Annotated in this window: 13 protein-coding genes and 1 pseudogene; 6 read left to right on the top strand and 8 right to left on the bottom strand. The window is 71.4% G+C overall.

Features of this window, described 5'->3' with window-relative positions:
• Positions 1-35: 35 nt before the first annotated feature.
• From F7Q99_RS29170 to F7Q99_RS29155, 4 genes are all read right to left on the bottom strand, one after another.
• On the bottom strand, positions 36-311 hold the full coding sequence (locus tag F7Q99_RS29170) for a hypothetical protein (protein ID WP_326847309.1): 276 nt from the start codon (positions 309-311) through the stop codon (positions 36-38).
• The gene (locus F7Q99_RS29165) at positions 304-603 is read right to left on the bottom strand and encodes a hypothetical protein (RefSeq protein WP_153466927.1); all 300 of its coding nucleotides are present in this window, start codon (positions 601-603) and stop codon (positions 304-306) included. The genes F7Q99_RS29170 and F7Q99_RS29165 overlap by 8 nt, the downstream gene beginning before the upstream one ends.
• A 127-nt stretch (positions 604-730) precedes the next feature.
• Complete coding sequence (locus F7Q99_RS29160) at positions 731-1,597, bottom strand: hypothetical protein (protein WP_153466926.1); 867 nt, start codon at positions 1,595-1,597, stop codon at positions 731-733.
• 70 nt (positions 1,598-1,667) lie between these two features.
• Positions 1,668-2,789, bottom strand: coding sequence for an AraC family transcriptional regulator ligand-binding domain-containing protein (locus F7Q99_RS29155; protein WP_153466925.1), 1,122 nt, complete (start codon positions 2,787-2,789; stop codon positions 1,668-1,670).
• 780 nt (positions 2,790-3,569) lie between these two features.
• On the opposite strand from F7Q99_RS29155, the gene F7Q99_RS29150 reads away from it, so the two are divergent.
• The 3 genes from F7Q99_RS29150 (at position 3,570) to F7Q99_RS29140 (ending at position 6,499) form a co-directional block, all read left to right on the top strand.
• Positions 3,570-4,652 carry a C40 family peptidase gene (locus F7Q99_RS29150; protein WP_153466924.1) on the top strand — a complete coding sequence of 361 codons (1,083 nt, stop codon included), beginning with the start codon at positions 3,570-3,572 and terminating at the stop codon, positions 4,650-4,652.
• Positions 4,653-4,846: 194 nt separating this feature from the next.
• Positions 4,847-5,446 (top strand): RICIN domain-containing protein, encoded by a 600-nt coding sequence (locus F7Q99_RS29145; RefSeq protein ID WP_230210980.1) that lies wholly within the window; start codon positions 4,847-4,849, stop codon positions 5,444-5,446.
• A 357-nt stretch (positions 5,447-5,803) separates the two neighbouring features.
• The gene (locus tag F7Q99_RS29140; protein ID WP_153466922.1) at positions 5,804-6,499 is read left to right on the top strand and encodes a hypothetical protein; all 696 of its coding nucleotides are present in this window, start codon (positions 5,804-5,806) and stop codon (positions 6,497-6,499) included.
• Between the two features lies 1 nt (position 6,500).
• On the opposite strand, the gene F7Q99_RS29135 is transcribed toward F7Q99_RS29140, so the two are convergent.
• A complete protein-coding gene (locus tag F7Q99_RS29135; RefSeq protein ID WP_153466921.1) occupies positions 6,501-6,716 on the bottom strand; it encodes a hypothetical protein in 216 nt (71 codons plus the stop codon).
• Positions 6,717-7,187: 471 nt separating this feature from the next.
• On the opposite strand from F7Q99_RS29135, the gene F7Q99_RS29130 reads away from it, so the two are divergent.
• Together F7Q99_RS29130 and F7Q99_RS29125 are read left to right on the top strand one after the other, a co-directional pair.
• The gene (locus tag F7Q99_RS29130) at positions 7,188-7,706 is read left to right on the top strand and encodes a hypothetical protein (RefSeq protein WP_153466920.1); all 519 of its coding nucleotides are present in this window, start codon (positions 7,188-7,190) and stop codon (positions 7,704-7,706) included.
• A gap of 402 nt (positions 7,707-8,108) precedes the next feature.
• On the top strand, positions 8,109-8,801 hold the full coding sequence (locus tag F7Q99_RS29125; RefSeq protein ID WP_153466919.1) for a hypothetical protein: 693 nt from the start codon (positions 8,109-8,111) through the stop codon (positions 8,799-8,801).
• 74 nt (positions 8,802-8,875) lie between these two features.
• On the opposite strand, the gene F7Q99_RS29120 is transcribed toward F7Q99_RS29125, so the two are convergent.
• From F7Q99_RS29120 to F7Q99_RS29110, 3 genes are all read right to left on the bottom strand, one after another.
• Entirely contained in the window at positions 8,876-9,280 is a 405-nt protein-coding gene (locus F7Q99_RS29120) for a DoxX family protein (RefSeq protein ID WP_153466918.1), read from the bottom strand.
• Between the two features lie 234 nt (positions 9,281-9,514).
• Positions 9,515-10,180, bottom strand: a complete 666-nt coding sequence (locus F7Q99_RS29115; RefSeq protein ID WP_153466917.1) for a response regulator — start codon at positions 10,178-10,180, stop codon at positions 9,515-9,517.
• Positions 10,177-11,535 (bottom strand): sensor histidine kinase, encoded by a 1,359-nt coding sequence (locus F7Q99_RS29110; RefSeq protein ID WP_153466916.1) that lies wholly within the window; start codon positions 11,533-11,535, stop codon positions 10,177-10,179. The genes F7Q99_RS29115 and F7Q99_RS29110 overlap by 4 nt, the downstream gene beginning before the upstream one ends.
• A gap of 319 nt (positions 11,536-11,854) precedes the next feature.
• Between F7Q99_RS29110 and F7Q99_RS29105 the strand changes: the two are divergent.
• Positions 11,855-13,331, top strand: a pseudogene (locus F7Q99_RS29105) (alpha/beta hydrolase family protein).
• Positions 13,332-13,634: the final 303 nt, after the last annotated feature.

The raw sequence follows: 13,634 nt of genomic DNA, 5'->3' as shown, positions 1-13,634 counted from the left end.
AAAGCAGCTGGCTGCAGGGTTGAGGAATGGCAGGGTCAGAGCGGGATGACCCTGGTGAGGCGTACGAGGTGGTTGTCGGTGTCGATGACGTATTCGACCAGGCCGCGTCCGTGGGGGATCGGGAGTCGGCGCCAGTCGCCGGCGCTGTCGCGTACGGTGCTGGCCTCGAGCCAGGGGTTCTCGGCGATGGCGACGGTGAGTGCGACGATCGCGGAGAACAGTTCGACGGGCAGGTGGGGATCGGACAGGGCGTCCTGGACGGCTTCGGAGGGCAGGACCGGCCACAGGTCGTCCGGCTCTTCGTTACTCACCCGGCAGGTCCCCGCCCCGGTCACGGCGCAGCCGCAGGACGTCGGCCATGGTGGAGGTGGGCAGGGTGCCGTTGCGGGCGGCGGCGATGATGCGGTCCTGTTCGGGGTCGGTGTCCATCTCGGCCTCGCACCACCAGCGGTTGAGGACTTGTTCCGCCTGGTCGATGGGGGCTTGGCCGAGTTCGCGGTAGAACTCCATGCGGCGGCCGCCCTGCAGCGCGGCGGCGATGCCGTCGAGGGTGCGGGGCACTCGGGGCTGCGGGGGGTGGTGGTACACGGGTTGGACGCTCATCGGGTTCCTCCTGCCTCTGCCTCTCGGCACCACGGTATCCGGTGCCGACCGGTTGCCGGGCCGCGCCCGCGATGATGGCCCCGGCCAGCCGGTGGTCGGACGGCCCGGGGCCTGCCGTCGTCGTGGCCTACAGGGTGCCGCGCAGGTGGTCCTGGCGGGTGGTGACGAGGGTGCGCCACCGGTTGCGGACCGTGTCCTGGCCGTCGATCCAGTGGGCGGTGGAGGGGGTGGTGAGGGGGAGGGCGGCCATGTAGTGGGCGATGTCGGTGTAGTAGGCGTGGTCGCCGTTGTCGGTGAGGTCGCGCAGGCGGGCGATGTCGGCGGTGAGCGCGGCCTGGTCGTCGGTGACGGCGTGGTGGAAGGCGAGGGCGAGCGCGAGGGTGGCCCGTTGGTAGGTGATGCCGGCGGCGGCGATCTCGGAGTCGAGGACGCGGGCGCGGTCGTCGACGTCATTGTGGCCGGCGTCGCGGAGCAGGGCGGCGATGCGGACGATGAGGCGGGTGGCGGTCAGGTTGAGGCCGGTGAGGTGTTGCTCGGCGAGGGCGATCTCGGCGTCGGCCTGCCCGGGGTCGGTGAAGGCGGTGGTGAAGGCGAGCTGGGCCTGGATGGCGCGTTCGCTGGCGTTGCCGTGGTGTTCGGCGTCGGCGGCCGCGGTCCGGTAGGCCGTGGCGGCGCGGTCGGTGTGGGCGTGGGGCCACCACACGTCGCCGGTCACGCGGTGTTGGCGGCCTTCCCAGCCGAGCTGTTCGGTGGTGGCGAGGGCGGTGGGGAAGTCGCCGGCGAGGCGGGCGAGGCGGGCGAGGTGGGCGAGGCCGCGGCGGGCCGCGGGGGCGAGGCGTGTTCCGCCGTCGGCGACATGCTGCATGCCGCGGCGGGAGGCCTCGTTGCGGCCGAGGTCGCGGTGCGCTTTGGCCTGGTAGTACAGGGCCAGGTCGGTGAGGCACCTCCTGCGGCCCGGCTGGGCCCCCGGCCCCCGGCACACCGCTTTCACCATGTGACCGGCACTGTCCGGCTGGCCATGACCGACCGAGACCGCACTGGCCAACCGGCCGTCGGGCGCCGCCTCAGTGGAAGCAGCCTCCAGGGTGAGTGCACTCGCGGTCGGCGGTGGGGTTGCTGCCGATGGAATCCTGGCCCCGCGAGCGTCGCCTTTGGGCGATGAGTGTCTGGCGGAGAGCGCCCGGGGTGTCGCCGTACCAGCGCTGGACCGCCCGGCGCAGGGCACGGGCATCGGCGTACCCGGTGCCGGCGGCGATTGATTCGATGCTGAGGTCGGTGTTCTGCAGCAGGTGGGTGATGTGCTCCCGACGTATCGTCTCGACCTGGTCCCTCCAGTTGGTGCCGTGCTCGTCAAGGCGACGTTGCAACGTGCGGGGGCTGAGACCGACGCGCCGGGCCACCGAGGCCAGCGTCAGGTCGCCATCGGCGAGAGCAGCCCGCACGACGGCCTGGAAGGTGTCCAGCCAGCTGTGCAGGGGGATCGCGGCGGCCAGTGTGTGCTCGGCCTGCCGGCGCAGTACGGCCGACAGGCCCGGTTGTGTATATGGCGCCGGACTGCGGAGGTCGGTGGCGAGGAACGTGATCGAACTGACGGGGGCCTCGAAGTCGATGGACCGGGTGCCGTACAGCTCCACCAAGGGGTCGTGGCGCCGCGGGGTCTCGGCGGCCAGCGAGACGCGGACGGGAACGAGACTGCGGCGCGCGGCCTCGCTGAGCCGCCGCTGGTAGAGGCCGAGAGCGTACGCACGTAGGGCGCAGGCGACCTCGTAGCTGGTGTCGGCCAGGTTCACATGGCTGATGATGACCTGCTGGCCGCTCTCCACAACCTCGATGGTCTCGGTACCGGTATCGGCCACGACGCCCAGGTAGGCCGAGGCGTCGCGGATTCCGTCCAGCAGGGTGGGGGCCGAGGTGATCAGGTAGTCCCAGATGCCCAGGGCACCGAGATGCGACCGCTGCGCCAGAAGCAGGGCCACCTCGGGCCAGGGGGCGTTGGCTGTGAGGAGCTCCCAGACCTGGCTCGCCGAGGCTGCCGGGGTCCGGTAGAGGTCGCCGTTCAGGTGTTCGGCGGCCAGGCCCGTCAGGTGAGCGTACTTGGCCGACGCAATGCCGAGTTGGGTGGCGCCGTCCACGGTCAGACGAGTGATGGCGGAGGACGTCGTGCCGTCCTTGGTGCGTCCTGACACCCTGTCAGCCTACGTCAGGGGGAGGGACGCAGCTGACGTGAACGGTCCCCTTCATGGCGTGCAAGGACCCCCAGGTCGCGTTCTCCGGCGCCCTAGGCTGAAGTGACCATCATGTGAAGACAGGGGGGAGTCATGGTTCTGGGCTTGTATCGGAGACGGAGTTCTGCTGCCGGGCCGCGGGCCCGGTGGCTCGCGCCAGGCCGGCAGCTGCGGCTCAGGCAACCGGACGGCCTTCCGCCGTAGACAGTCCGGCCCCGACAGCAGCCACTTGCCGTCTCCGGAGTGGAAGCCGGCAAGCCGACTTCCAACTCCACTGCCACCAGGATCGGGCAGGCCTGGTGCATCGTTCATCGAGACAGCTCTGACTGACCATCGGACTCGGCTCGAGTGCGTACGGTTCTGGTGCGCCAAGGGCTGACCCGCGGCGAACGGTGTCGCCCGGCAGAACAACCGGGCGACCATCGACGAGGACGGGGTCTGGGGCCCGCAGGCCAAGGACCAGGTCCAGTGGTTCCAGACCCCTTCGTTCACGTGCCGCCGGACGGCATCGTCGGCCCACTCACCGGCGACAGCGTCCTTGCCGCGGCGACCAGTAACTACGGCGGAAAGTCCGGCTACTGCTTCACCCATGTGTCCAGCGACTCGGGGCTGTTCGAGTGGAACGCGTTCCGGCCGACCTCCGGCCGTCCGCGCTCAGGTCAGTCCCGGGCGGCCGGGTCCGTGTCCGGCAGTCGCCGATGGCCCTTTCTGACGAATCATCATTGACCTGGAGAACCTCCTGTGCGAACCGTCCTCCCCACCCGGCGCCGCTTATCGCTGGGCCTGGCCCTGGCGGCCGTCCTTACCGGCGTCGGCGTGTACACCGCCTCGGCCGCACCCGCAACGGCCGCGCCGACCCCGATAGCCCTCACCTCCCCGGCCTGCCCGGCCAACCTGCAGCAGGGCGAGGCCGACGGCTGCATCACCCAGCTCCAGCTGGAGCTCAACCTGACCGGCGCGGCCCTCACCGTGGACGGGCAGTTCGGACCCGCCACCGACACGGCCGTGCGCAACTTCCAGTCCGCGCACGCCCTGACCCCCGACGGTATCGTCGGCCCGGCCACCAAGTCGGCGCTCGACTCGGCAGCGGCCTCCGCCTCCGGCACCGCCGACCTGCGCACCCAGTGCGGCGACCTGCGGACCGGCGCCAGCGGCCCGTGCGTCTCCACCCTTCAGACGATGCTGAACAAGTTCGGCGCGGGCCTCACCGTGGACGGGCAGTTCGGCGCGGCCACCGACACGGCCGTGCGCAACTTCCAGGCCTCGCACGGCCTGACCATCGACGGGGTCGTCGGCACGGGCACCAAGAACGCCCTCTACGCCAGCGCCCCCACCCCGCTGCCCAGCGGCCGCGTCGACCCCGCCAAGGTCCTGAACGCGGCGAAGTCCTACCTGGGCGTCCCTTACGTGTGGGGCGGCGGCCACTCGCTTCGCGGCGAGGGCCCCGGCCCGTCACTCGGCACCTGCGACGGCTACACCGGCTCGACCCAGCCCTGCCCGGCCAACACGACCGCCGGCCTGGACTGTTCGGGCCTGGTCCGGGCGGCCGTCTGGTTCGGCGCCGGCATCGACCTCGCCAACGGCGGTGACACCAGCGAGCAGACCCGGGACAAGCACCTCACACCGATCGCGGAGTCCCAGCGCCGGCCGGGCGACGTCGAGTACTTCGGGACGGACGCGCACACCACCACGCACGTCGTGCTCTACGCCGGCACCGACCCCGGCACCGGCGCGGACATGATGTACGAGGCCAAGGAGACGGGCACCAACGTCCACTACGTCACCCTGCACACCGGCGGCTACTGGTACCACGTCACGGCCTGACCACCCGCGCGACGCCCGACACCACCGGCCCCGGGGCTGTTCGCTCAGGCATGTCATCGACGGGCCGACGGCACCGTCGGCCCGAAGACCTGGGCCGCGCTGGACGGCCAGAGCGACATCGACACCGCGGCGAACTACATCTGCTGATCCGGCCCGACCACGTACTCCCGACCACCTGTACCGAAGGAAGAACCATGCGTAACAAGCTCGCGGCCGTCGCGGCCGCCATCGTTCCGGCCACAATCAATGGGGAGAACACCACCATGCGCAAGCGCATAGCCAAGATCGCCGCCGTAGCCGCAGCGCCGCTGCTTGCCGCCACCCTCGGCACTGGCACCGCCCACGCCGGCTCCTCTGGGGGAGAAATCAGGTTTTCCAACGGCTACTGCCTCGACGTCTCCGGCGGCAACTTCGTGTCCGGTGCCACGGTCCAGCTCTGGGGTTGCAACGGCACCTCCGCTCAGCAGTGGTGGCTGGCGCAGACGGACTCCACCCACTTCCAGGTCCAGGCAGCCCGGAGCAACGACCCCAACGGCCGCTTGCTGTGCCTGAACAACTGGGAAGGAGGCGACGTCACCGGCAACCACATGCGCCTCTACCCCTGCTCCGCGGGCTCCGCAGGCGACACCCAGTTCAACTGGGTCTACAAGGGCAACGGCAAGCAGATGCAGCCACGCGTCGCCTCCGCCAACTGCGTCGACGCCTGGGGCGGCCTCTACCAGGGCGCCGAGGCCCGCCTGTACGGCTGCACCGACGCCGCCGGAGAGAACATCATCTCCAACCCGCCGCTGTAACCCCGCCACGACAGGCGCGACCACTCACCCTTGAGCCGCCTGATCCCCGGCGCGCCCTACGCGCCCAACGGCCCCGCACTCCCACTACCGGGAGTGCGGGGCTGCGCCGTCGCATGAATTGATCCGCGTTCCTGAGCGCAGACTCACTGCAGGACGCCGAGACCGGTCCTCAGCGGGAGGAGCGGCGACGCATCCGACGTCGCCGCCCTGCGCAACCGCGCCCAGTACCAGGTCCGTACGGACCTCAGGGACTTCGCGCGAGCCCGGAGGGACGCGACGCCCTGCTGGTCAGGCGTGTGGCTGGTCAGGCTTCGGAGACCGGGTGCGATGTCCCCAAGGCCGGATAGCATCCTCGCCGTGGATCACAGTGGAGACGACGCCGGGACGGCTACCTGGGAGTTCGATGCCTCGCAGGTGCAGCGGATCTGGCTCGATACGCGCCAGGTTTTCGGCAACAAGCTCTGGATAGACGGGATGTGCGGCGTCTTCCGCGACGAATGGCGGCGGGAGGCGGAGGAGCGCTCCGGCCGCAGCTTCTTCGACCTGCTCTGCTCGGCCGCAAGGGACTTGAGTCCGGGCGATCCCAGCGAGATCTTCCTTGCGTTCCAGCGCGAGTTCGCGAAATACGGCATCAGCACGGTCTTCGCCCGGCACTTCGATCACGGCGACGTCCTGGAGCGAGCCCGGCGGCTCGACGCGGGCGAACCGCTCCCCAAGCCGGGCCCGTACCGTCTCGACGAAGACCTCGTCACCGAGGTGTGGGATCTGATTGCCGATGGCTTGGCTGACGGCTTCATCGACGGGTGCGCCGTGGTCGAGTGCTTCCCGGACGACCTGCTGGACGAGCTCGAGCGTGCCTCCCGTGAGCAGGCGTTCCTCCTCGTCGACGAGGTACTGGACAAGTTGGCCGAGGACGCCGACCCCAGCCAGGCCTTCCTCGGCTTGCGGGAGCTCGCCGCCGAGCACGGTGTCGAGTTGACCTTCGCACCCCATCCGCGCTTCGACGATCTGATCGAGCGCGCGACGCGGTTGCGGGCCGATGAGCCGGCCTGACTCAACCGAGCCCTGAGCCGCCTCGTCGCCCCGGCAGGGCCGTGAAATCGGTGTAGCCCTGGGGGAGATCGACCGGCACCGTCCAGGCCTGCTGGTGCGTGGCGGCGTCCATGGCCACCAGCTCGATCGCCGCGCGGTCCACGGAGGTGCCCTGGCACCTGATGATCGTGCGGAACGCGGTCAGCACCAGGCGTCGGCCGCCGGCGTCCGCGAGCACGGGTGTGGAGTTGGGTTGCCGTGGTTTCCCGGACCCTGGCGGGGTTGCTGTCACCGGCTGACACGTAGACCTCGATGCTGGAGTTCGTCGCGCGGTAGACGGTCGTCCCGTCGAGGAGGGCCCTCCATGCCCGCCGTGACTGGGGGTGTGCGTGACGCCGACTGGCCGGCTGTCCCTCCCCGCATGGCATACGCCCAGGCCACGGCGGGGCGTCGTGGGGCAATCACGTTTGAGTGCAGGTCAAAGCGCTGGTAGCGTCCGCATGCTCGCGGCCGTTCGGTCTCGAAGCGCTCGTCCACGGGGGGACCATGCTCACGCGCCGTGCCCTGGCGGCACGGGTACCGGCACTCGCCGTCGCGTCCTGACGCCCCGCCCGCCGTCCGTTCGTGATGTGCCGCCAACCCGGCTGGCAGCAGGAGGAATTGTTCTATGAGTGCCGTCTGTCCTCAGTGCGCTTCGGCGGATCAGTGCGTGCCCGTGCCGCGGGCTCAGGTGGACGGCGGCCTCGACCGGGGAGTGAGGGCGGCACTGGCCCCGCCGCCCGAGCCGCAGCCGGGCCCGGTCCGCCTGCACAACGCCTCGATCGCGCTGTTCTCCATCGCCGGCTTCTTCCTCATGTCCGGCATCACGACCGCACTGAAGTCCGTTGGTCAGGACGGCTCCAGCAGCGCCTACCAGGCGGGTGTCTGGGTCGGCGTGTTCCTGCTGCCCGGGCTGCTCGTCGGTGTCGGCTTCCTCGTGCAGTCCGCGACCCGCGAGCGCCGCACCGGCACGTCCGTGGCGGACATCGCGCGGCAGGGGATGTGGCAGCGCTACCTCCAGATCTGGCGGGCGGGCTGGTTGTGCCGGAGCTGCTGGACGGCGTTCTTCCCGGCCGGAACGTTCCACCCGGATTCCCCGGCCACGCCCGCGATCCCCCTCGCCCACTTTCCGCACTGGGTGATGACCGGCACGGCCCCCGCGCTAGCCCCCGGCCGGACGGAGGCGTGAACCCGGCCCTCGCCCGGTCGTTCGCCACTGCGCGGTAGCCGGCGGGCGAGGTCGGTCTGCGAGCCGTCGGCGAGCCGCCCCGCGACACGCGCCACCGGCCGGCCCCTGGGGGCTCAGGTCCATACAGGTGCTGTCGCCGATCACCGACGGCCCTGCGTACTGGTCCGTCGCAGGAGTGCCTGAAGGGACGGACGGCGTCTCCGGGCTGGAGGCCAACGGCGCGCCGGGCGCACCGGGCCGCGCGCAGCGCTCTTCCAACTCGCCACCGAGATCCCCGCTGCGATCCTCGCCCGCACCCTGGGCATCCACACCGACGTCGCCGTCGTCTGGCAACGGCTTTCCGCAGGCGGCCGGGCAACCTACGCCAACGAAGTCAGCCGCCGCACCCGCAACGGAGCACCGATGAAGCTTCCCGTCGTGATACATCAGGCCCGCTTGGGAGCCGATGAGTTCAGAGTCATCCGACCTGCCCAGCCTCTTACCCGTGCAGTGCTCACCGACCACGACCGGCATCTGGACGCCTACCTCGACCAGGACGCCGCCCGAAGCATCGCCGGACTGTGGCTGCTCGCCGCACGCTCACCGCGTTCGCTGATTCACCTCCCCATGCGAGCCAACCACCCACCGGCCCGGGAGGTGCCGAACGCCGGCTCCCAGCTCGACCTCGTACTCCTGCACCATTCACTCCAGTTCGCCCCCTCACGCTGGAAGCACGTGCGAGGCCGCCTCGGCCCCGGCCGTCCCCAGACCGTGAGCCTGCCCGAGGCAGAGCATGACGATGTTGCGGTGACCGACTACGCAGCCCGTCACTACCGGGAGAATCGTGACCTGTTTCACCAGCATCTTCGTGCCGAGACCCTGTTCATGACCGGCAGCACGAAGGCGTTCCGAGAGACCGCGCGTCACTTCCTCGATGTCGCCCGCAAGGGGCCGGGCTACATCCCAGTCCACCCCGGCTACCCGCACTTCTGCACGGAACTGCACTCGAACGACGGCGTCCTCGGCGACGCCCGCGAGATCCACATCGAGTACTGCGACCAGTGGACTGATCACACGAAGGTCGCACCCACGTCTCGGAGACATCCGAACGAGTGATCACCGGACGCGCCCGTTCGAATTCGGATGTTAAAGGACAAGGCCCAGAGGATGTTCCTGTTGCGAGCACCCAGTCAACGCCGGAGACCGAGCAGCTCGGCCCCCTCGGCGCGCCGGTTCCAGGCGATGACGGCCAGCGGCACCATGAAGATGAACGGGGTCCCGGCGTTCTCTCCGTGCATCGCGGTGAGCTGGGTGACGAACGCGAACACCAGGAAGACGATGAGCGCCGTCGCGGCCGGCCCGGCCAGCCGCTCGACCAGTAGGCCCACGGCCCCGGCGAGCTCCACCAGTCCGGTCAGGTACATGAACCAGTGGCCCCAGCCGATGGCGTCGAAGACGGTTGTGGCGGCGGGCAGCGCGAGCAGCTTGGGCAGCGCGCTGGCCAGGGCGAAGAAGAGCGCGAGCAGGATCCGCAGGGTCCAGACCGACCGGAGGGCGGTCTTGCTGGACTTCACGGCGGTGGCGGTGCTGGACATTTCAGGTCTCCCCGGGTCAGCTGTCGTTGCTTCCTCAGGTTTGACCGCCGCCACCGTCTGAACTCATCGGTCCGGTGAGAGGAAATTCTCCGGGCAGGCCAAGGCCCGCATGAATGGGAAGCTGACCGGTCGGCAGACCGGGCCCCTGGACGCTGCGTACCCGGGTGTTCGGTGGGGTGCCCCGGCGGGATCCAGTGGAAGGGTCGGGAGGCTGTCCCGTTGGGGGCGGTGGTGTCAGGTCGGGTGGACGAGGCGGCTGTCGTAGGCGAAGACGACCGCCTGGATCCGGTCGCGGAGTCCGAGTTTCTGCAGGATCCGCCCGAGATGGGCCTTCACGGTTGCCTCGGCGAGGTGCAGGGCGGCTGCGATCTCGGCGTTGGACAGGCCGCTGCCCACCTTGACGAGGACGTCGCGTTCGCGCGTGCTGAGCCGGCTGAGTCGTTCGTCGTGGTGATCGGTGCGGCTCCCGTGGGGGAGGTGCGGCCGGAGGTTGTCGAGCAGGCGGCGGGTGATCCTCGGGGCGAGAACGGCGTCGCCCGCGGCCACGTTGCGTATCGCGGTGAGGAGTTCCTCGGGCCTGGTGTTCTTCAGCAGGAAGCCGGAGGCTCCGGCGGCGAGTCCGGCGAAGGCGTGTTCGTCGAGGTCGAAGGTGGTGAGGATCAGTACCTTGCTCCTGGGGGAGATGTCGGCGAGCCGGCGGGTCGCCTCAATGCCGTCGGTCCCGGGCATCCGGACGTCCATCAGGACGACGTCGGGGCGCAGTTCCCGGGTGAGGCGTACGGCCTCGGCGCCGTCCGCGGCCTCGCCGACGGGTGTCATGTCGGGCTGGGCGTCCAGGATCGTGCTGAAGGCCATCCGGAGCAGCGCTTCGTCGTCGGCGATCAGGATGCGGATCGTCATGCGGGAGCTGCTCCGTCGCTGTCGAGGTGGAGGCGGGTGTGGACGTTCCAGCCGCCGCCCGGGAGCGGTCCGGCGCGCAGTGTCCCGCCGTAGGCGGCCGAGCGCTCGCGCATGCCGGGGATGCCCTGGCCGGACGGGGCGGACGGGGTGTCGGCGGGAGACGACGGGCCGGGGCCGGGGAGGTGGGGGCGGAGGCCGTTGTCGGTGATGTCCACGGCGACGGTTGCGGCGCAGCACTGTATCCGGACGTCGGCGCGGGTGCCGGCGGGGGTGTGTTTGAGGGTGTTGGTCAAGGCTTCCTGTACCAGGCGGTAGACGGTCAGTTGGGCGGTGGCGGGCACGTGGGTGTGGCTGCCGAGGATGTCGAGGCGGGTCGGCAGCCCGGCGGCGCGCATCCGGTCGGCGAGGGCATCGAGTTGGGGGATGCCGGGCAGGGGGTGGCGCTGCGCGTCGGGTTCGTCGGTCCGCAGGATGCCGAGCGAGCGCCGCATGTCGGTCAGGGCCTGCCGGCCGGTCTCGGAGACCTGGAGCATCGCGGTGGTGGTCCTGTCGGGTGACCGGTGCTGCGTTTGGACGGCGGCGTCGGTGAGGGCGACCATGACGGACAGGTTGTGGGTGACGATGTCGTGCATCTCCCGGGCGATGCGGGTCCGTTCCTCGGCGACGGCCAGTCGTGCCTGCTGGTCCTGGTGTTGTTCCAGGCGTGCGGCCCGTTCCTCCAGGGCGGCGAGGTAGGCGCGCGCGGTCCGCGCGTTCGTGCCCAGGGCGACGGTGGCGACGACGGTCGCGGTCAGCGCGACGATGGGGGCCAGGAATGCGTCTTCCGTCGCCCAGCGCAGGCACGCCAGCAGGGCCCCGCCCTCGACGACGGCGCCGGCGACGAGTGTCGCGCGTCCGCCCGCGTGCGCGGCCACCGTGTACAGGGCTGCCAACAGCGCGACGTCCGCGGGCAGTTGGACGTTCGCCAGCCACTGGACGAAGGCTGCGGCTGCGACGGCGCCGAACACCGTGCGTGGGACCCGCTGCCGCCACAGCAGGGGCAGCATGAGGGCGACGGTGAGGGCCACGGCCAGCGGGAGCTCGTGCGGCGCGCGCGTGGCCGCGACATGGAGCAGGAGCAGGGGTACCAGCAGGAGCGGCGCGGGCGGCAGCGCGCGCCGCACGGCGGGCGGCAGCCGCCCGCCGTAGCGCCGGGCGGCTTGTGTCCGTTCCGCCGGTCCCGTCGCCCGCCCGGTGGCGGTGGCGGGGCCGGGGCCGGGGGCCGTGGTCGGCAGCCCGGTTGTCGTCGCCTGCTGTGCGCGGTCCCGGTGGCGTACCGGGCGGGCCTTGTCGTGCCCTGCGGCCGCCTCCGTCATCACCACGTCCCTGTCGATGTCCCTTGCCGATGCGGCGCCGTGGCGACCCCGGGTCCACGGGCCGGGGCCGCCGCCGCGTATGGCCGGAGCCGGGCCGCCAGGGGACAGGGCCCACGGCCCCCTGCGTCCCCGCGTTGCCGTGCTCCGTCCTGCCACGGTAGGTGGCGGGGCGGCGGCGCACATGCGTCCGCCGTCGGAGGACACCGCGCCGGAGTACGACCGCAGGAGGAGCGCGGGTACCTCCTGCGGTCGCACAGCGGCCTCCCTTTCGGGGTGTCCGTTTGCGACTGGGGTGGCATGCGCCGGAGACCGCGGGCCGATGTGCCACCGTGTGCGCCGCTTCGAGGATGGCGGGGTGACCGAGACAATCGCGGGACTGTCCATGTCCCTTCCGGAGTTCCTCGCCGTGCTGGGCGCCGTCGCGCTGGTGGTGGCGCGCTGGCTTCCCCCTGCCGCCCGTCCGCGCGTCACGATCGCGGCGGGGGCGGTGTTCGTGCTGTCCGTGATCGTGCTGGGTGTGGTGGGGATCCGTTGGCAGTTGCTGCCGGTGCTGGCGGCTGGTGCCGTCGCGCTGCCGTTCGCCCTCTCCCCGCTGCTCCGAACGCTCCGGCGCCGTCCCGGCCGGCGGGAGTGGCGGGCGCGGTGGTGGCTGGCGTTGCCGGGGTCGGTGGCCTGCCTCGGCCTGATCGCCGCCGGGCCGGTGGCCGCCTGGGCGTTTCCCGTGCCCGTGTTCCCCGAGCCGTCGGGCTCCTTCGGCGTCGGCACCCGGGTGATGCAGTGGACCGACCCGAACCGCCTCGAGACCTTCACCGCCGACCCGGACGACCGGCGCACGGTCGTAGTCCAGCTCTGGTACCCCGCGCAGAAGAGCCCTGCGGGCGCGCAGCGGGCCCAGTACCTCGGACGCACGGAACAGGAGGCGCGCACCGTCTCCGATGCCCTGGCCCGTGCCGTCGGCCTGCCCGGCTTCCTGGTCGACGGTGTACCGCAGGCCCGCACCCACGCGGTCTTCAACGCCCCGGTGGCCGGTGGGGGCGAACGGTTCCCCGTCGTGCTGTTCTCTCCCGGAGCGGGCGGGGTGCGCACCCAGAACACCGCTTGGGCGGAGGAACTGGCCAGCCACGGCTACGTGGTGGCCGCCCTCGACCACCCGTACGACTCCGCGGCGGTCGTCCTGGACGACGGCCGGACCATCCGCGCCGCGACCGCCTCCACCGGCGACCGGGACGCGGACGAGGAGCTCGCGGCCGGCTGGACTGCGGTCAGGGCCGCCGACCTCGGCTTCGTCCTCACCCAGCTGGAGGGCCTGGACCGCGGCGCGTCTGGACACCGGCCGGGCCGTGGTGACCGGCCACTCCATGGGCGGTGCCGCCGCCCTGCAGGCAGCCCGGCAGGACCCCCGGTTCGCCGCCGTCATCGACCTGGACGGCTACCCCCACGGCCCCGCCTCCCCGGCCCTCCACCAGCCGGTGCTCGCACTCACCCAGGCCATCACCCCGAGCACCGACCCGCGATACCTGCCCCGCCTCACCGAGGCCCTCGCATCCGACACCGCGACGAGCTACCGGCTCACCGTCCCCGGCGCCGCCCACCTCACCTTCATGGACGGCCCGCTGTACCTGCCGCCGGTGCCCTCGATCGTCGGCTCCCTGGGCCGCACCGGGAGCCCCAACGTCGTCGCCGCAACCACGCTCGCCTTCCTGGACGCCACCCTTCGCCACACGCCTGGCGACCTGGCCGGCACGCTGTCGGCCTACGGCAGCCTCAGCGTCCACCGCCCGGAAGCCCCCCGCTGACCGGCCGCGCCGCCACCGGCCCACCGTCCGGCGCTACGTTGCTGGGATGGCTGGTTGGTGTTGCCCGTGACTTCGACACCGTCTGCCGGGACGCCGGCCGGCGGTACGACGACGAGGACGTCCTGGACTGCTGCCCGGCGATCGCCGCCGTGCATGCGCTGAAACCGCTGCTGTTCCAGGCCGGTCGCCCCATTCCTCGACGATCCCGACGCCGACGTCGCCGAGACGGCGCTGTCCGGTGCCCTGGTGTTCGCCGAACATCCCGCTCTGGCCGGGCACCGTGAGGGCTGGCCGCCCGCTCCC

Source organism: Streptomyces kaniharaensis (assembly GCF_009569385.1).
GTDB classification, from domain to species: domain Bacteria; phylum Actinomycetota; class Actinomycetes; order Streptomycetales; family Streptomycetaceae; genus Kitasatospora; species Kitasatospora kaniharaensis.
Note: the sequence above shows the minus strand (reverse complement) of the source record. Positions and strands in the feature narration are given on the sequence as shown.